This is a genomic window from Hymenobacter sp. APR13, assembly GCF_000737515.1.
Classification (GTDB): Bacteria; Bacteroidota; Bacteroidia; order Cytophagales; family Hymenobacteraceae; genus Hymenobacter.
On the sequence record NZ_CP006587.1, the window covers coordinates 769,544 to 786,801 of the forward strand.

Here is a 17,258-nt window from a genome sequence, read left to right on the forward strand (position 1 = left end):
CAGGGGCTTCGGCAGGAGCCGGGCGGCAAGGTATTGTGTTTTGGAAACCTGCGTTTTGCTTATACGCAGAACCCGCCGCCAAACGCCCACGCCGTTACGGCTTCCCGGCCTCAATCCCTTAACTTCGCTGCGGGCCACCCCAAGCCGCTGCCCTTCTGCTATGAAAAAACAGTTTCTCCTCTTGTTGTGTCTGGTGCTGCTGGTTCCGGTTACGTCGCCGGGCTGGGGCTTTTTTGCGCACCGCACCATCGCGCAGATTTCCATCTATGCGCTGCCGGCCAGCATGCAGTCGTTCTATTTCCGGCACATGCGCGAAATCGTGCGCCTGTCCACAGCCCCCGACGAGCGGCGCGACGCCGACCCCAAGGAGGCCAGCAAGCACTACATCGACCTCGACCACTTCGGCGACAACCCCTTTGGGGCCATGCCCAAGGCCTGGGAGAAAGCCGAGGCCAAGTACACGGCCGACACCCTGCGCAAGTACGGCACCGTGCCCTGGACCATCATCGACGTGCAGGACCAGCTCACCACGGCCTTCAAGCAGCGCGACACGGTAGCCATTGTGCGGCTCTCGGCCGAGCTGTGCCACTACGTGGCCGACGCCTACGTGCCGCTGCACACCACCGAAAACTACGACGGCCAGCTCACCAACCAGGCCGGCATGCACTCGCTCTGGGAAAGCAAGCTGCCTGAGCGCCACATTGCCGAGTACAAGCTGGATTCGGAGCCGGCCAAGTACGTGAAGGAGCCGCTCAACGACGTATGGAAGGTGCTGCAGGAGTCGTACGGCTTCCTGGGCGAAACCTTCGACCGGGAAGAGAAAGTGACCCGGCAGTTTACGCCCGAAACCAAGTACAGCTTCTCGCATAAGTTCGGCAAGACTCGCCGCTTCTACTCCGATGCCTTCGCCGATGCCTACCACAAGGAAGTGGGCGGCATGGTGGCCTTCCGCCTGAAGCTGGCGCCCACGTTCATCTCGTCATTGTGGCTGACGGCCTGGAAGGACGGCGGCAGCCCCAACCTCAACGAGTTGATGACCCGCAAGCCCGGCAAGGCCGACAAAGACTCGCTGGATGCGCAGCTGAAAATCTGGAAAGACAACGGCCTAGTGCCCCAGCAGATGCTGCTGGCGATGCAGAAGCAGGCTGTAGTGGTGCAGCCCGACCAGATCAACGCCGCCAAAGACATGGCCCCGCCCGTGCTGGAAACCACTTCGCCGCCGGTAGCCCCCGCGCCGGCTGCCGCGCCCAAAGCCACCACGGCCGGCGCCCCGGCGCCTGCCCCAGCGCCCGCCGGGAAGGGCCCGGAAAAGGTGAAAACCAAAACCAAGTCGGCCGACGGCGGCAGCACCAAGACCAAAGACAAGGAGCCCGCCCGCAAGAAGAAGGCCGCCCAGAAGGACGACGGCTGGGGCGCGCCGGCCGGTTCGGGCTGGTAGACTACCGGCCACCCTGCTACCTTTGGCGTCGGCCGAGTTCCGTCTGGAGCCCGGCCGACGCCTTTGTTTTTCCCGCTCTCCGTCCAGTTTTTCGGTTATGCTCTCCTTCTCTCCTTCGGCCCGAACGGGCATTTTGCTGCTGGCCGCGGCCAGCCTGACGCTGCCGGCCTGCAACCGCCAGCAGCCCGTGGACGAAACGGCGGCGCCCGTCGTCTCGAACGAGAAGCCTACGCCCGGCCCGTCCCTGCTGTCGTTGGCCGACAGCAGCGCGGCGGCCCTGCTGCTGCCCTACGGCCGGCAGTATCCGGCCTCGGGCGTGGTGCTGCACACCCGCCACGGCGACATTCGGGTGAAGCTCTACGACGATACGCCCATCCACAAAGCCAACTTCCTGCTGCTCTCGCGCCGGGGCGTGTTCGACGAGTCGGTATTCAACCGCGTGGTCAAGGGCTTTGCCGTGCAGGGCGGCAGCTCCGAGCACCGTACCATCCGGCTGAACCGCTACCGGCTTCCACCCGAGCTGCGCCCGGCCCACTTCCACCGGCGCGGTGCCCTGGGCATGGCCCGCTACGACGACGAGCAGAACCCCGGCAAGCTCTCTTCCAGCACCGATTTCTACTTCGTGCAGGGCTCCACCATGACGCCCGCCCAAAGCCAGGCCATGGCCGGCCGGATCCTCACGCCCGAGCAGCAGCGCGTATACGCCACCGTGGGCGGCGTGCCCTCCCTAGATGGCCGCTACACCGTATTCGGCGAAATCACTGAGGGCCTCGACGTAATGGATAAAATAGCCAACGAGCCCGTCGATGCCTACAAGTGGCCTCTCAAAGACGTTGGCATCCGGATGGAGATACTGCCGTAAGGTGGTTTTCCATTAGGCAAGAACGTCATGCAGAGGCCGGAGGCCGAAGCAGCTTGCCAGTATGGCAAACTGCATCTACTACACCAGCGAGATGCTTCGGCCTCCGGCCTCTGGATGACGTTTTTTGAACTCCGCTTCCTCACACGACAACCACGCTACGGCCGGCGCACTTTGATTAGCTGGCTTTTCGTGACGTCGCCGGGCTGGAGCTCAAGCAGCTCGCGCAGCTCGGCGCGGGTGTAGACGATGGTTTTGGGGGTGGGCTCGAAGGCCAGCTGGCGCAGGTCGGCGTCGGGGCTGGGCGAGTCCTGGCGGGCGGGGTGCAGGTACACGCTGTCGGGCGCTACGCGGAACAGGTGGTAGAAGTAGTAGCGCGGGGCCGGGCTGCCCTAGGGCTGAAACTGCACCACGTACACGTCGCCCACCCGCGGGTCGGCCACCTGCTCCTGCACACTCTCCGAACCGGAACAGGCGGCCAGCAGCGGCAGCCACGCAAGCAAACGAAACATCTTAAGCATGGCGGCAAGTTAGGCAAGTGCACCCGATTGCGGGCGCCGGCCGGGCGCTGGCGGGCGCTGGCCCCGGTCTGAGCGGCGCAGCCGCGGCGACCGGTGGCCTGGCAAACCGGGCCGGTCTCCGGACCGGCAATCGGGCCGTGGCGGCGCGGGGCGGGATGGCTGCTGCACATCCTTCGGTCGGAGACCGGGGCGGTTTGGCGGCCCCCGGTCGTCGCGGCTGCGCCGCTCAGACCGGGGCCAGTGCTCGGCCAGTCGCCGCCAAACATGAAAAAGGCGGCCCGCGCTGTGCGGGCCGCCTTTTAGCAATTCAATCATTTAGCAATCAAGCCGCTCAGCCTACCAGATTTTGGCGCGCTCGGACTGCACGCGGACCATCTTGGCGTCTTCCTTGCAGCCGAAGGCCTCGTAGAACTGGGGCATGTTCATGAGCGGGCCGTTGGTGCGGAACTGAGCCGGCGAGTGCGGGTCGGTCATTACCTGCTGGCGCAGGTACTCGGGTCGGGCGTTGGTGCGCCAGATCTGGGCGTAGGCCAGGAAGAAGCGCTGCTCGGGCGTCAGGCCGTCGTACTTAGGCCGCTCGTTGCTGCCGTACTGCTTCTGCAGCTGCTTCTGCAAGGCGGTGTAAGCAATGTTGAGGCCGCCCAGGTCGGCGAGGTTTTCGCCCATGGTCAGCTTGCCGTTCACGTACACCGAGTCCAGCGGCGAGAAGGCGTCGAACTGCTTGCCGACAATGGCGGCGCGGGCGTCGAACTTCTCGGCGTCTTCCTTGGTCCACCAGTCTTTCAGGTTGCCCTCAGCGTCGTACTGCCGGCCCTGGTCGTCGAAGCCGTGCGTGATTTCGTGGCCGATAACCGCGCCCATGCCGCCGTAGTTTACCGCGTCATCGGCCTTGGGGTCGAAGAACGGAGGCTGCATGATGCCGGCCGGAAACACGATTTCGTTCATGCTCGGGTTGTAGTAGGCATTCACCGTGGGCGGGGTCATGCCCCACTCCTTGCGGTCAATCGGCTTACCAAACTTCTTCACGTTGTCGTTGATGGCCCACTCGCGCGAGGCCAGCACGTTTTTCAGGTAGCTCTCCCGCGAAATGGTCAGGGCCGAATAGTCCTTCCACTGATCTGGGTAGCCGATTTTCACGGTGAAGGCGTTTAGCTTCTTCATAGCTTCCACCTTGGTGGCGGGGCTCATCCATTCCAGCTGCTGAATGTGCTCGGCGAGGGCGGCCTTGATGTTATCCACCATGGCCATGGCCTTCTGCTTGGCTTCGGGCGTGAAGGCCTTGTCCACGTACAGCTGGCCGAAAGCCTCGCCCAGGGCGCCATCGGTGGAGCGCAGCATGCGCTTCCAACGGGGCTGCTGCTTCTTGGCGCCGCTCAGTACCTGCGTGAACTTGAAGCTCTCATCGGCATACGCCTTAGGCAGCGCCGACGAAACCGACGTGACCAGGTGCCAGCGCATGTAGGTTTTGAGGTCGGCCAGCGGCTCGGCCTTCATCATGGTGCTTACTTCCTTAAAGAAAGCCGGCTGGCCGACAATCACCTCCTTGGCTGCGCCCAGGCCCATCTGCTGGAGCACCACGGGCAGGTTCAGGTTCGGGAACTGCTGGCTGGCCGCCGCCACCGTCATCTTGTTGTAGTTGGCGTAGGGGTCGCGCAGGTCTACACGGCTCTTGCTGGCCTTGGCCATGCGCGTTTCCAGGCGCAGCACCGTGGCGGCGTTCTTGGCGGCCGCGGCGTCGTTGTCGCCGAGCATCTTGAACGTGTTGACCAGGTAGGTCATGTAGGCCGTGCGGATGCCTTTCGAGCGGGCGTCGTCCTTGAGGTAGTAGTCACGGTCGGGCAAACTCAGGCCACCCTGATACAGGTTTACGGCGTACTGGGTGCTGATTTTGTCGTCCTGGCCGACGTAGCTGTTGAAGAAGGCACCGGTCTGGATTTTCTGGGCCCGCACCACGGCGCTCTGCAGGCCTTTCAGGTCTTTGATGCCGTTGATGCGGTCCAGCTCGGGCTTGAGGAACTTCAGGCCGGCGGCCTCAATAGCCATCGAGTCCATGGCCGTGGCGTAGTAGTCGCCTACTTTCTGGGCATTGGTGCCTTTGGCGGCCGAGGTATTGGCGGCGGCCTCGTCCAGAATCTGACGCATTACGGCGTTGTTCTTGTCGGCCAACTCGTTGAAAGAGCCCCAGCGCGTTTCGGCGGCCGGAATCGGGTTGTTTTTCAGCCACGAGCCCGAGGCGTACTGGAAGAAGTTGTCGCAGGGCGAAACCGACAGGTCGCGGTTGGCCACATTCAGGCCAATGCCGGGCACAACGGGGGCTTCCGTGGGAGTAGATGCCGTAGTGGCTGGGGCGGTGGTAGCGGCCGTGGGCGCCGTGCCGGAGGCGCAGCCTGCCAAGGACAGGCCCGTGGCGGCCATGGCTGCCAGAGTCAGCGTATTGCGGGTTTTCATGGGAATTTGATTGGTGGAAAGCCGAATTGCAGGTGCCAAAGTAAGCGGAAACTGCCAATTGGTGCGCCGCCCGCAATAGCACGCCGCAAAGACGCGGTTGGTTTTGGCCGCGTTGCACGCCCGGCTACCAGTCGTAGTACACACGCCACGGCGGCAGATCCAGGTGATGCGAGAAATGCTGGCCCAGCCAGTTTTCGCCCACGGCTGCCTCGTCCCGCACCAGCAGCACCGGCCGCAGACGTAGCAACGAATCGAGGCGGGCCTGCGGCATATCGATGGCACTTAGGTTGGTATGGCGCCAGCGGGAATCGCGCTCGAACTGCGTTTCGCGTCGCAGGTTGTGGTTGCCGGCATAGAGTGAAATCGGCACGCGCCCCTGCGCAAACGCCAGGGACGGCAGCAGCTCGTTGTAGACCAGCACCGGCCGGCTCCCCAGGCCGTGCGCCTGCAGCAGCTCCGCCACCGGCCGCGTCCCGTGGAATTTTGCTTCGTTTTGCTGGAAAACGGGCTTGGCGGCCAGCACCAGTGTAGCCGTGAAAACAGCCGCGGCTGGCAGCAGCCGCAGGGCCGAAGGCAGCTTTCGGCTGCGCCACACGCTCAGCGCCAGCCCAAGCAGGCCGGCCGCCGGCAGAATTGCGACACTGGGCGTCAGGGCCAGATGCAGCAACTCAGCCACGGCCGGCAGTATGGCCAGCGCCAGCAGCAGCAGGACCCACAGCGCCAGGAAGCCACGATACCAGCGGCGGGCAGCGGCTTCGGGCAGTTGGTGCAGGTAGTAGGCCGTGAGCAGGGCTACGCCCGGAAATATGGGCAGCACGTACAGCAGCAGCTTGGATTGCGACAGGGAAAAGAACAACAGCGGCACCAGCACCCAGAACACCAATACGTTGCGCCACAACTGCGGCAAGGCAGCCCACCCCGTCCGGATGGCCTGCACAACAAGCAGGGCCGCCCAGGGCAGGCTGGTGGCGGGCGCCAGCACCAAGTAGAACCACCACGGCTTAGCGCGCCCGAAGGCCTCGGCTTTAGCAAACCGGTCGAGGGTATGCCCAACTACGAAATAGCGCAGGAACGCCGGATTCTCGCGCATCAGCAGCAAATACCAGCTCAGCCCCACCACCGCAAACAGCGCAATGCCCAGCGCATGGTGCCTGGTGAAAGGGCGCCGAGCCTGCCCGCGCCGGAAGTAGTGCCCCGCCACCGCCATCAGTGGCAGCACCAAACCCACCGGCCCCTTGGTGAGAAATGCCAGCCCCAGCGCCCCCCAGAACAGATACAGCCCCCACCAGCGCCCATGGAGATAATGGCGCAGAATACCATAGGTGGCGGCCAGTTCCAGCGTGGCCAGGTATACATCGGTCGTGACGTTGAGGGCCGACACCAGCACCACCGGCAGCGTGCCGTAGATGATGGCCGCCGTGCGGGCCCGGGTCTGGTCGCCGCTGAAGAGCAGTTTGCCCAGACCATATACCAGCAGCACCTGCGCCAGCACGGCCAGCACCGGCAGCAGCCGCACACCCAGCGCTGTGGGGCCAGCCAGGGCCAGCCCGGCAGCCGTGAGCCAATACGTAAGCGGCGGCTTATGAAAATGCTCGATGCCCAGCAGCCGCGGATGCAGCCAGTCGTGGCTGCTCAACATCTCCCGTCCGATTTCGGCGTAGCGGGCCTCACTGCTTTCCAGCGGCCCCCAAGCATTCAGGCCCAACAACAGACTGGCGGCCAGCAGCAGCACAAAGCCCCCCAGCCCGCGGCGGGCAGCCCATGGTGTGCCCACCGGCGTAGAAGAAAGCTGATTCATTAAAACTAAATTAAAATAGTGGCCGCATCGTTCCTTTTCTTTGCGACCCCGGTCCCGCGCCCACGGCGACAGCCCCCAGTAAAAGGCGCGTGTCTTATCTGTTAGTTGCTGAACTTCCCGACCTTTGAAGAATTCATTTAACGCTGCTGCATGCGTACTGTATTGGTAACCGGCTCGGCCGGCTTTATTGGCTCCCACCTGTGTGAACGGCTTCTGGCCGATGGTCACCGTGTTGTGGGGGTCGATAATTTTGATCCTTTCTATAAGCAAACAATTAAAGAAGCCAATCTGGCGGCGTTGCGGCAGCATCCCCACTTCAGCTTCTGCCAAGCCGACCTGCGGCAAGGTGCCGTAGCGCTGCAAGAGGCATTGCCGGCTGGTTTTACGTACGAGGCCGTCATTCACCTGGCGGCTAAGGCCGGCGTGGGCCCATCGTTGCGCGAACCCGCCGCCTACATGGAAAACAACGTGCTGGGCACCACCCACCTGCTGGAATGGATGCGGCAGCAGGAAGTGAAGACGCTGGTATTTGCCTCGTCGTCGTCGGTATATGGCAACACGCCGCGCACGCCGTTCCGGGAAGACGAGTCGCTGCTGGCCCGCAGCATCTCGCCTTACGCTGCCAGCAAACTGGCTGGCGAGGCCCTCACCTTCACCTATCATCATCTATATAAAATGAGTGTGCTGAACGCGCGCTTTTTTACGGTGTATGGCCCACGCCAGCGCCCCGATCTGGCCATCCATAAGTTTGCGCGCCTGCTGCGGGCCGGCCAGCCCATTCCGGTGTACGGCGACGGCAGCATGGCCCGCGACTACACCTTCGTAGCCGACACCGTCGACGGCATCGTGCGCGGGCTGGAGTACCTGCTGGCCCACCCCGGCACCTACGAAACCGTGAACCTGGGCAACAGCCAGCCCGTGCCGCTGCTGGAGCTGGTGGCCGCCATCGGGCAGGCCGTGGGCGTGGCGCCGGTGCTGCAGTTCCAGCCCACCCAGGCCGGCGACGTCGACATCACCTACGCCGACAACGAGAAAGCCGCGCGCCTGCTGGGCTATCAGCCCCGCACCACCCTGGCCGAGGGCTTGCGCCAGTTTGTTGGCTGGCTTGACACGCAGGTGGCCCCGGCTGAACCGGCTACCTTAGTGCCAGCCGGGCAGGCTCCGGTTGCCCTCACCCCCCGTTCGTAGTTCCTGATGCCCACTGGTTTGTTTGCTGATTTCGAGAGCCCGCGGCTGCGCGTGGCTTTGGTGGCGCTGGTTTGCGCCTTTTCCTTTTTTGTGCACCTGGGCAAGGCCGAGGTGAACCTGATGGAGGCCCGCAACTTCGTGGCGGCCCGCGAAATGGCGGCCGGCGGCTCCTGGGTCATCCCCACCATGAACGGCGCGCTGCGTTTGGCCAAGCCGCCGCTGCCCACCTGGGCCGTGGCCGGCGTCATCAATCTCACCCACCAGCCCGCCAACCCCGCACTGCTGCGGCTGCCCGCGGCCATCATGTCGACGCTGCTCGTGTTTTTCTTCTGGGGCTTGCTGCGGGAGCTGACCCGGCAGCAGCCCGGCGAAAAGGAAGCCCCGGGCCGCACGGCCTGGCTGGGCGCCTTGGTGCTGGCCAGCAGCCTGCTCATGATTACGGTGGGGCGCGAGGGGCACTGGGACATTTTCGCCAACAGCCTCATGGTGGGCACGCTCTGGGCGCTGGCCCGGGCCTGGAACGCGGCCAAAGGCAGCGGCTGGTGGTTTGCGCTCAGCGGGTTGCTGCTGGGCGGCGCCATCCTCAGCAAAGGTCCCGTAACACCCTACGCCATGCTCCTACCGTTTCTGGTAGCTTTTGGCGTGCCACGCCTCAACCCGGAGCGCGGCTCGCTCACGCCTGCCCGCAAGCGCGGCTTAGTGCTTCTGGCGGCGCTGGGGCTGCTGGTGGGGCTGGCCTGGCCGACCTATCTCGCCATTCAGGACACGGTGGCGCCGGCTGCACTGGCCGTGGCCCGGCTGGAGGCTACCTCGTGGGTGGAGCGCCACTCCCGCCCGTTCTGGGATTACTGGAACTTTGCGGTGTTTGCCGGCATCTGGGCGCCGGTGGCAGTGGCGGTGCTGGTCGTGCAGTTTGCGCGGCCCCGCGCCGGCCGCTACGTGCCCTATACCACCGCACTGGCCTGGCTGCTGCTCTCCCTGCTGCTGCTGAGCCTCGTGCCCGAGAAGAAAGAGCGCTACATGCTGCCCCTGATGCCACCCCTAGCCATTCTGATGGCCGGCCTGTTGCGCCACTTCGAAACCGCGCTGCGCCAGCAACCCACGCTGCAGCCCGAAACCCGGCTGCTCCGCATCTGGGCTGGCCTGCTGACGTTGCTGTTTGCGCTGATACCGGTGGCTATGGCTGTGGCGAACCTGCCGGGCTTTGGACTGGGCTCCTTGCCGTTTGGCTGTGCGCTGGTATTGTTCTGGGGGCTAGCCATAGTGCTGGGCCGCACACTGCGCCAGGTGGTGCGGCCTACCTTCGTGACGGGTGTGGCCCTCACGGCCATGGCGGTGCTGGTATCCCTGATTCTGCCGGCGCATGCGGTGTGGTCGGAGCGCAAGGCCGAGCCGGGCCTGCGCCGCGCCGATGCTTTGCAGCACAACCCGGCGCTGGCCCGCCTGCACTGGTACACGCTGGAAGAGCTGCACATGAAGGAAGTGTGGCGAGCCGGCCGCGCCGCCCCCGCCTGGCCCCGCAGCGCCGACTCGGTGCTGCTGCGCCCCACCCGCCCGGTAGCCGTGCTCACCGGCTCGAAAATAGCCCGGCAGCTGCCCCCCGCCTGGCGCGACCAGGTGCGCCTGCGCGTCGTCGACAGCTTCTACCTCGACCGCAACCGCCAGGGCGGCTTCTGGCACGTCACCATCGTGGAGCCGAAATAGGCTACCGGAGTGGTCCTACGAGGCCTTCGGCAACTCGTAGGACCACTATCGTTGAACGACCGTCGTGCAGGCATCAGCAACGGTAGTGGTCCTACGAGGCCTTCGGCAACTCGTAGGACCACTCCGGCGCCTCAAGAGCCAGCTACCCCTGCGGCTCGCGGCGCAGCAGCACGATGTTGCGGGCGTAGACCACGGTACCGAAGATGTTGCCCACAATCAGCACTATATCAACGGGGCGGCGTAGCAGGGCGTAGGTCAGGATCATCACCGAGCCCACGAAGCTCACCACCCAGAAGCTCAGCGGCAGCACCGACTCGCCCTTACGCTCAGAGTACAGCCACTGGTACACGAACCGGAACAGAAACACGGCCTGCCCCACCGCGCCCAGCAGCAGCACCCCGGCCGGAATGCCGTGGCTGAGCATGGCCCGCAAACTAAAGTGCTGGTTGCCGACGGCAAACCACGCCAGCATAGCCAGTGGAAACACGTAGGCCCCCACCCGGAACGGCGCGCTCAGCTTGCGCCACTCGCCCAGCAGCTGCAGGTTGCGGATGTAGATGGCGTAGCTGATGAGCTGCGCGGCCAGAATCACCGGGTCGTGGCGCAGCATGCCGTAAATAATCATCAGAAACGACGATACTAGGCTGATCTGCCAGAACAGCGTGGGCACCAGCACCCGCTTGGCCCGCTCGCTCTGCACCCACTGCAGCACAATCCGGCTGCTGAACAGCAGCTGCGAGGCAAGCCCGATTCCCAGCGCCAGACGCTCCATCTTTGGAATTAAAAATTAAGTAGTAAAAATTAAGAATTGGGGCATTCTGTGCGGCGGCAATACCTGCAGTCAGCTGCTTTAAACGGTGCCAGGTCGCAGAATTTTTAATTTTTAATTCTCAATTTTCACCTGGCTCCCCTCCCCTATCTCGTAGTTTTTCCAGCGGCTTCGGATCCAGCGGAAGCCGAACGTATCTACCAGCGGCTTCCAGGCGCGGTTCCAGAGGTTGTACTTGGCCGTGCCGGCGAAGCGCGGGAAGTGGCGCACGGGCAGCTGCTTCACGCGGCCGCCCTGCAGCTGCACCAGCGCCCCCAGAAAGCGGTGCATACCGTGGAACAGCGGCAGCCGCCGGGCGTACTCAATCTTCATGATTTTCAGCGGGCAGCCGGTGTCCTCGATGCCGTCGTTGATGAGCGTGCGGCGCACGGTGTTGGCAATTTTCGAGGACAGCTTCTTCACCACCGTATCCTGGCGCTTGGCCCGGATGCCGTTCACCATGTCGTACTCGGGCAGAAACCCGAAGAACTGCAGAAAGTCCAGCGGCGTGGTCTGGATGTCGGAGTCGATGTAGCCGACCAGCGTGGTGCGGCAGTGGTCGATGCCGGCTTTGATGGCCGTGCTTAGGCCCCGGTTTTCGCTCAGGCTGATGAAGTGATAGGCCGGGTTCTGGCGCGTAATGTCGCGCAGCAGGGCCAGGGAGCCATCTGTGGAGCCGTCGTTGACGAACAGCACGGTGGTAGGCACCGGTGTCTGAGCCAGAAACTTGTCCATCTCCACCACAAACTGCGGCAGGCTTTCTTCTTCGTCGTACACCGGCACGAGCACGGTGAGGGTTTGCTGGGAAAGATAGGTGGCAGCAGCGGGTGGTTGGGGCATGAGCAATAGGGCAAACCGGAAAAGAGGGCAAAGATACGTAACCCATACTGGCAGATCCGGCCCGAAGTTGCAGCCGCACCAACTCACCAGACAAGTGCTTGGCTGCTGCCGGAATTTGCGTAGGTTTAACCCCGTATTTCTACCGGTTAATTCTATATCCATATGCCTGCTTGCTACGTGCTGGCCCTGAGCGCCGCCACCCTGCTGTCTGCCCCCGACACCATTCTTGCTACCACCCCACCCCAGCAGATCGTCAAGCTGGGCTTACAGGGCTTCGGGCCCGGTTTCTATGCCCTGACCTACGAGCGGCAGCTGTCAACTCAGTGGTCAGTGATAGGCAGTGTGGGCTACCTGGGCTACTCGCGGCGCAGCGGCACCATCTTCTACGACTACGACGGGAGCATCGTGGAAGACAACTACACAACGCGGGAGCGGTTTTACAACACCAACGTGCAGCTGCGCCACTACTTCCGGCGCCACAAAATCCGGCCGCTGGCGGGCTGGTTTGCGGCCGCCAACCTGCACACCTACCTGCGCAACAGCAGAGAGCAGCATTCCCGGTACACCAACCTGAACTATAACCGCTCCCGCACCACCGCGCAGGTGCAGTTCCTGCTGGGCCGGCAGTCGTCGTTGGGCCGCCGCCTGACGCTCGACAGCTACCTGGGCCTGAACCTGCGGCGCCGGCAGTCGGCCTCGCTCAACAGCACGGGGGGCGTATGGATTGAGGGTGGCGTGGGCCTGCAGGTGGGCTACCGGTTCCAGCCGCTGGCCCGCCGCTAGCGTTTGCGCTAACGCCCGTGCTGGCATGGGCGGCGCGCAGGCCCTACCTTTACAGCCCATGCCACCGCTCTACAACCGCCGTTCCGAACCGGGTTTGCCGGCCACTCCGCCGCCGCCCGTGGCTTTGCCGCTGGCCGAGCTGCTGCTGCGTGTGAAGCAGACCCTGACCGAGCGGTTTGCCGATTCCTACTGGGTGGTGGCCGAAATTGCCGACCTCACGCTGCCGCGCTTTGCCGGCGCCCACTGCTACCTCACCCTCACCGACCAGCACCAGACCGGCCGCGGCGCCCAGCTCAAGGCTCAGGCCCGCGCCACCATCTGGAGCCAGCGCTACCAGCAGCTGGCCCCGGCCTTTGCCGAGCACACCGGCCAGGAGCTGCGCCCCGGCCTGAAAATCATGGTGCGGGTGCAGGTGAAATTCCACGAGCAGTATGGCCTGAGCCTCGACGTGCTGGCCCTCGACCCCACCTACACCGTGGGCGAGCTGGCCCGGCAGCGCCTCGAAACCATCCGCAAGCTCGAAGAAAAGGGCCTGCTGGAGCGGCAACGGGCGCTGCCGCTGCCCCTGGCCCCGCAGCGCCTGGCCATCATCTCGTCGCCGACGGCGGCGGGCTTCCAGGATTTTGTGCGCCAGCTGGAGGAGTCGGCGTATGCGTTTTCGCTGGCCTTGTTTCCGGCCGCCATGCAGGGCGACGACGCCCCGGCCAGCATCCGGACGGCGCTGGACGCCATCCGGCCCCACCGCCAGCGGTTCGATGCCGTGGTGATTATCCGGGGCGGGGGCTCTAAAACCGATTTGCTGGCGTTTGATGATTACGGGCTGGCGGCCGCCATTGGCGCGTTTCCGCTGCCCGTGCTCACCGGCATCGGGCACGAGCGGGACGAGGCCGTGGTAGATATGGCCGCGCATCTGGCCTTGAAAACGCCCACCGCCGTAGCCGCCTTCCTCTCCGACCGGCTGGCCCGCCTCGATGCCGTGTTTGAGGGCTACGGTGCCCGGGTGCAGGAGCTGGCCCAGCAGAGCCTCTACGCCGCCGCCGCCCACCTGGATAGGTTAGGCCGCCGTACCCACCAAGCCGCCCAGGGTTGCTTGCACGACCATCATTCGGCGCTGCGTCAGCGCGTACGTATTACGGCGCCGCTGGCCCGGCAGCGCCTGCGGCAGCAGGAGCTGCTGCTGAACCAGCAGCGGCTGGCCTTGCAGCGGGCCGCTCACCACGCCGCCGAAGGCCAGCACCGCCATCTGCGCCGCCTGGGCCAGTTGCTGGCCCGGCGCTTCCGCTATTTGCACCGCCGCCGCCGCGAGCAGCTGCTCACGCGCCGCTTCCAGCTGCAGCTGGCCGCCGAGCGCCTGCTGCACCGCGCCGAAATCCGGCTGCTGGAAATGAAGCGAAGTGATGGGGTAATGGGGTGAAGAAGAATGCCGTTCCGAGTATGTGGCGCATCAAGGCAGCGACGAGGAATCTCGCCAGCGTAGTAATCCCCGGAAAGGTATTCACCAATCAACCCCGTTCGGCTCCCCGCTCCTTTTTGGAAATGCAACCGGGTAAAGCGCGTCAGCACGCGAGATGCTTCGGCTGCGCCTCTGCATGACGTTCTTTGTCCCTCATTACCTCATCACTCTATCACCTCACAAACAAAATGGAAACCACCTACCGCGACGCTATAGCTGAACTGGAAACCATTCTGCGGGCTCTGGAAACCGATACTGTAGATGTAGACGAGCTGACGGCCCGCGTGCAGCGCTCGGCCACGCTCATCCGCCTCTGCAAACAGAAGTTGCGCACCGCCGAAGACGCCATCGACCGGGTGTTTGAGAACCTCGATCAGGACGAGGAACTGCCCGAGCCTGAAGCTCCCGCCCCTACGCCACCCGCCAAACGCACGCCCAAAACCCCGCGCGACACCAGCGGTGGTCTGCTGTTTTAGCAGCAGCGCAATGGCTGGCAACTGGTAAAGACAAACTGAGCAGCTTGCATACAATGGGCTTTCACCTATATTTGAATGGCTCAAATTCCTACTGTTTTTGTTCCATTCTGCTCTCTTCTTACACACCGCTTACCTGTTGCGCATGAATCCACCACTCCACTCCAACGACGACGAGGCAACCATCGGCCAATCCATCACCCTCGACGAGGCCAAAGCCTGGACTGCCACCTACCAGCACGATAATCCGGACAAGCTGCGCTCGGTGTACTTCTCCAACAGTGTCTTCACTGAGCTGATGGCCCAGCCCAACACCAAGGGCATCCGGATTTACTTGGCCAACAACGGCAGCACCGACACGATGGTGCTGGTCAGTGCCAACTCCACTACCGACCTGGTAGAAGACGGCTACAAAGTGTTCAACGGTGGGTTGCTTACGCCTCCTAACCACGTAGACAGCCCACTGCAGCACTAAGTTTACTGCCATGCCGACGCCGGATTCTGCTACGCTTACGCAGCTGTTCTACGCACTGGTTTATTTCAGTCAGGCGTCGATACTGGTACCGATAGTGGCTGGATTTCGACGTCGGCAGCAACTGGCATCGGCTCCGCGGGTCATCTTCTACTGCTGCCTGATGTGGCTGGTGATGATGTCTTTCGGCACTTTTGCCGGCAAATTCTGGGGCTATAATGTTGCTGTCTGGGATGCAGTGGATATCCTGGAAATGTGGTTTATCGGGGTAGCCTACCATCGTGTTTTGCGGTTCCGGCTCCGCCGCTACTTTTTGCCGCTGGGCATTCTGTACACAGCGTTTGCTCTGCTCGACGCCTTTGTACTACATGGACTAATGCTGCCTATTACCTATACAACTGTGCTTAAAAGCGCCTTCGTTGTGGTATTGACCCTGCTGTACTTTGAGCAGATACTGCGAGAACTGCGCAATGTCCGGCTGGAGCGTGACCCCATGTTTGTGATCAGCGTGGCCCTGTTACTGTACTACGCCGGTACGGTCGTAGCCCTTATAATGCGGTCCTACTTCTTTGAACAAAATGACGTCTTGCAGGGAGACATAGTTTATGCCATCAACTCCGTACTTAACTTGGTCATGCATGGGCTTATTGCGCGGGGCTTCTGGCTGACGGGGCGGCAGCCGCAGCTGGCCGTGGAGCCGCTGACGGAGGCCACGGCTCAACAGCCAGCTTAGCGTTCAACCCAGCGGGGGAGGCCTCTTACGAATCGTTTGTACTTCCTGCTACGCCTACTATGCCAGACCTGAGCGACATCATGTACTGGCTGCGGGCGCTGTATCTCGTTTGTCAGGCGTCCATTCTGATACCAGTGGTAGCCGGGCTGATATGGCGGCGACGTTTGCCACGCAACCTGCGTAGTTTGGTGTACTGTTGCCTGATGTGGCTAGTGCTGATGAGCTTCGGCGAATACGCCAGCTGGGCCTGGGGCAACAACAATGGAGTATACCAGTTGGTCGACATTCTGGAACCCTGGTTTATCGGCGCGGCCTACTACTACACGCTGCGGCTACCCTGGCGGCGCTACTTTCCGCTGATTGGGCTGGTGTTTACGACACTGGCGCTATTCGACTACTTTGTGCTCAGCGGCTTGTGGCAGGCCATCACGCAGACGCTTATTTTTAGTGACAAATATGCTACCCTGCTCAGGTATATCCTGATGATTGGGCTGCTGCTGCTGTATTTCGAGCAATGCCTGACGGAGCTGCGGCGGATAAATTTGTGGCAGGATGCCATGTTTGTGGTAAGTGTGGGGTTCTTAATCTTCTACACCAGTACGCTCATGCTATTCCTGACCAAGCACCTTATCCTGGGACCTGAGCGGCGCCTGGCGTTTGCAGGGCTGAGCGTCGTCAATCTGGGACTGCACGTGCTGCTGGCACGGGCCTTCTGGCTGGGCCGCCACCCGCCGCCGGCTGTTGTCGGCGCAGGTTTGCCGCTTTAGACTTCGCCGACAGCTGGCGGCGGGCAGCTTCAGTTTGTACCTTGCGTAGTGGATTGCCTCGCGAGTCGTTTGTTTCTCGCTGCTTCCACCTGCTATGCCCGACCTGAGCGACATTATTTACTGGCTGAAGGTGCTCTATTTTGTCTGTCAGGCATCCATTTTGGTACCGGTGGTGGCCGGGCTGCTATGGCGGCAGCGGCTGCCGCGCAACCTGCGCATCCTGGTTAATTGCTGCCTGATGTGGCTGTTGCTGATGGGTTTCAGCGAATACGCCAGATTGGCTTGGCATAACAATAATGGAGTAAATGAGCTGATTAGCATTCTGGAATTCTGGTTTATCGGGGCGGCCTATTACCACACGCTACAGCTTTCCTGGCAGCGCTACTTTCCCTTGATTGGATCAGTGTTTACGGGGCTGGCGCTGTTTGACTTTTTCGTGCTCAGCCACCTGTGGCAGGCCATCACGCAAACCCTTATTTTCAATGACACCTATACTACCCTGCTCAAGCACATTCTGATTATCGGGCTGGTACTGCTGTATTTCGAGCAGATCTTGCTGGAACTGCGCTCCACCAGCCTCTGGCAGGATGCCATGTTTGTAGTCAGTGTAGGGTTCCTACTGTTCTATTCGAGCACTATCACGCTGTTCCTAACGAGCCACCTGATTCCGGGGCCCGAGCTGCGCCTGGCGTACGCAGGGCTGAGCGTCGTTAATCTGGGGCTGCACCTACTCCTAACTCGGGCCTTCTGGCTGGCGAGCCGTTCTGGCCGCGACCTTGGCTGAGCAGCTGCCGCCTGCTCCCAGTAGCCCTCATCCCCAGCACACTAGCAGCAGGCAGCACTCCGCAACCTGCCCAAAATTGCAGCTGGACTGTGGTGATTTCAAGTGGAGCACCGTACTTTTCGGGGCTGGTGCTACAAGAAAAGCATGAATACCTTGTTTGACTCCCGGTGGGGTTGGTGGGGCAAAATC

At 62.7% G+C, this 17,258-nt stretch carries 16 protein-coding genes; 11 read left to right on the forward strand and 5 right to left on the reverse strand.

The genetic code is table 11. From position 1 onward, the window contains the following. Positions 1-160 precede the first annotated feature (160 nt). Positions 161-1,438, forward strand: coding sequence for a zinc dependent phospholipase C family protein (locus N008_RS03220; protein WP_052381142.1), 1,278 nt, complete (start codon positions 161-163; stop codon positions 1,436-1,438). A 97-nt stretch (positions 1,439-1,535) separates the two neighbouring features. Further along, a complete protein-coding gene (locus tag N008_RS03225; protein WP_052381143.1) occupies positions 1,536-2,300 on the forward strand; it encodes a peptidylprolyl isomerase in 765 nt (254 codons plus the stop codon). A gap of 155 nt (positions 2,301-2,455) precedes the next feature. Here N008_RS03225 and N008_RS22945 read toward each other — a convergent pair whose 3' ends face one another. The 3 genes from N008_RS22945 to N008_RS03235 form a co-directional block, all read right to left on the reverse strand. Continuing rightward, complete coding sequence (locus N008_RS22945) at positions 2,456-2,632, reverse strand: hypothetical protein (protein WP_156108987.1); 177 nt, start codon at positions 2,630-2,632, stop codon at positions 2,456-2,458. A 522-nt stretch (positions 2,633-3,154) separates the two neighbouring features. Further along, positions 3,155-5,266, reverse strand: a complete 2,112-nt coding sequence (locus tag N008_RS03230) for a M13 family metallopeptidase (RefSeq protein WP_044013696.1) — start codon at positions 5,264-5,266, stop codon at positions 3,155-3,157. 124 nt (positions 5,267-5,390) lie between these two features. Beyond that, positions 5,391-7,064: an ArnT family glycosyltransferase gene (locus N008_RS03235; RefSeq protein WP_081910585.1), complete on the reverse strand. Its 1,674-nt coding sequence runs from the start codon at positions 7,062-7,064 to the stop codon at positions 5,391-5,393. A gap of 150 nt (positions 7,065-7,214) precedes the next feature. On the opposite strand from N008_RS03235, the gene N008_RS03240 reads away from it, so the two are divergent. Then, positions 7,215-8,252: a GDP-mannose 4,6-dehydratase gene (locus N008_RS03240; protein ID WP_081910586.1), complete on the forward strand. Its 1,038-nt coding sequence runs from the start codon at positions 7,215-7,217 to the stop codon at positions 8,250-8,252. Positions 8,253-8,258: 6 nt separating this feature from the next. Next, positions 8,259-9,956: a glycosyltransferase family 39 protein gene (locus tag N008_RS03245; RefSeq protein WP_044013698.1), complete on the forward strand. Its 1,698-nt coding sequence runs from the start codon at positions 8,259-8,261 to the stop codon at positions 9,954-9,956. A 142-nt stretch (positions 9,957-10,098) separates the two neighbouring features. On the opposite strand, the gene N008_RS03250 is transcribed toward N008_RS03245, so the two are convergent. Both N008_RS03250 and N008_RS03255 read right to left on the reverse strand, forming a co-directional pair. Next, a complete protein-coding gene (locus N008_RS03250; RefSeq protein ID WP_044013700.1) occupies positions 10,099-10,728 on the reverse strand; it encodes a lipid-A-disaccharide synthase N-terminal domain-containing protein in 630 nt (209 codons plus the stop codon). A 111-nt stretch (positions 10,729-10,839) separates the two neighbouring features. Then, entirely contained in the window at positions 10,840-11,604 is a 765-nt protein-coding gene (locus tag N008_RS03255) for a glycosyltransferase (protein ID WP_052381144.1), read from the reverse strand. Positions 11,605-11,766: 162 nt separating this feature from the next. Between N008_RS03255 and N008_RS03260 the strand changes: the two genes are divergently transcribed. The 7 genes from N008_RS03260 (at position 11,767) to N008_RS03290 (ending at position 17,069) form a co-directional block, all read left to right on the forward strand. Beyond that, positions 11,767-12,387 (forward strand): hypothetical protein, encoded by a 621-nt coding sequence (locus tag N008_RS03260; protein ID WP_044013702.1) that lies wholly within the window; start codon positions 11,767-11,769, stop codon positions 12,385-12,387. Between the two features lie 58 nt (positions 12,388-12,445). After that, positions 12,446-13,801 carry an exodeoxyribonuclease VII large subunit gene (gene xseA / locus N008_RS21265; RefSeq protein WP_052381145.1) on the forward strand — a complete coding sequence of 452 codons (1,356 nt, stop codon included), beginning with the start codon at positions 12,446-12,448 and terminating at the stop codon, positions 13,799-13,801. A gap of 227 nt (positions 13,802-14,028) precedes the next feature. Next, complete coding sequence (xseB, locus tag N008_RS03270) at positions 14,029-14,316, forward strand: exodeoxyribonuclease VII small subunit (protein WP_081910588.1); 288 nt, start codon at positions 14,029-14,031, stop codon at positions 14,314-14,316. A gap of 142 nt (positions 14,317-14,458) precedes the next feature. After that, positions 14,459-14,788: a hypothetical protein gene (locus N008_RS03275; RefSeq protein WP_044013705.1), complete on the forward strand. Its 330-nt coding sequence runs from the start codon at positions 14,459-14,461 to the stop codon at positions 14,786-14,788. Positions 14,789-14,798: 10 nt separating this feature from the next. Further along, positions 14,799-15,518 carry a hypothetical protein gene (locus N008_RS03280; RefSeq protein ID WP_044013707.1) on the forward strand — a complete coding sequence of 240 codons (720 nt, stop codon included), beginning with the start codon at positions 14,799-14,801 and terminating at the stop codon, positions 15,516-15,518. Positions 15,519-15,577: 59 nt separating this feature from the next. Beyond that, complete coding sequence (locus N008_RS03285; RefSeq protein WP_156108988.1) at positions 15,578-16,285, forward strand: hypothetical protein; 708 nt, start codon at positions 15,578-15,580, stop codon at positions 16,283-16,285. A gap of 94 nt (positions 16,286-16,379) precedes the next feature. Continuing rightward, positions 16,380-17,069, forward strand: coding sequence for a hypothetical protein (locus N008_RS03290; protein WP_044013711.1), 690 nt, complete (start codon positions 16,380-16,382; stop codon positions 17,067-17,069). Positions 17,070-17,258: the final 189 nt, after the last annotated feature.

Coding starts and splice junctions, on each gene's coding strand:
- N008_RS03220 (WP_052381142.1), top strand. CDS start 161: ATGAAAAAACAGTTTCTCCTCTTGTTGTGTCTGGTGCTGCTGGTTCCG.
- N008_RS03225 (WP_052381143.1), top strand. CDS start 1,536: ATGCTCTCCTTCTCTCCTTCGGCCCGAACGGGCATTTTGCTGCTGGCC.
- N008_RS03230 (WP_044013696.1), bottom strand. CDS start 5,266: ATGAAAACCCGCAATACGCTGACTCTGGCAGCCATGGCCGCCACGGGC.
- N008_RS03235 (WP_081910585.1), bottom strand. CDS start 7,064: ATGAATCAGCTTTCTTCTACGCCGGTGGGCACACCATGGGCTGCCCGC.
- N008_RS03240 (WP_081910586.1), top strand. CDS start 7,215: ATGCGTACTGTATTGGTAACCGGCTCGGCCGGCTTTATTGGCTCCCAC.
- N008_RS03245 (WP_044013698.1), top strand. CDS start 8,259: ATGCCCACTGGTTTGTTTGCTGATTTCGAGAGCCCGCGGCTGCGCGTG.
- N008_RS03250 (WP_044013700.1), bottom strand. CDS start 10,728: ATGGAGCGTCTGGCGCTGGGAATCGGGCTTGCCTCGCAGCTGCTGTTC.
- N008_RS03255 (WP_052381144.1), bottom strand. CDS start 11,604: ATGCCCCAACCACCCGCTGCTGCCACCTATCTTTCCCAGCAAACCCTC.
- N008_RS03260 (WP_044013702.1), top strand. CDS start 11,767: ATGCCTGCTTGCTACGTGCTGGCCCTGAGCGCCGCCACCCTGCTGTCT.
- xseA (WP_052381145.1), top strand. CDS start 12,446: ATGCCACCGCTCTACAACCGCCGTTCCGAACCGGGTTTGCCGGCCACT.
- xseB (WP_081910588.1), top strand. CDS start 14,029: ATGGAAACCACCTACCGCGACGCTATAGCTGAACTGGAAACCATTCTG.
- N008_RS03275 (WP_044013705.1), top strand. CDS start 14,459: ATGAATCCACCACTCCACTCCAACGACGACGAGGCAACCATCGGCCAA.
- N008_RS03280 (WP_044013707.1), top strand. CDS start 14,799: ATGCCGACGCCGGATTCTGCTACGCTTACGCAGCTGTTCTACGCACTG.
- N008_RS03285 (WP_156108988.1), top strand. CDS start 15,578: ATGCCAGACCTGAGCGACATCATGTACTGGCTGCGGGCGCTGTATCTC.
- N008_RS03290 (WP_044013711.1), top strand. CDS start 16,380: ATGCCCGACCTGAGCGACATTATTTACTGGCTGAAGGTGCTCTATTTT.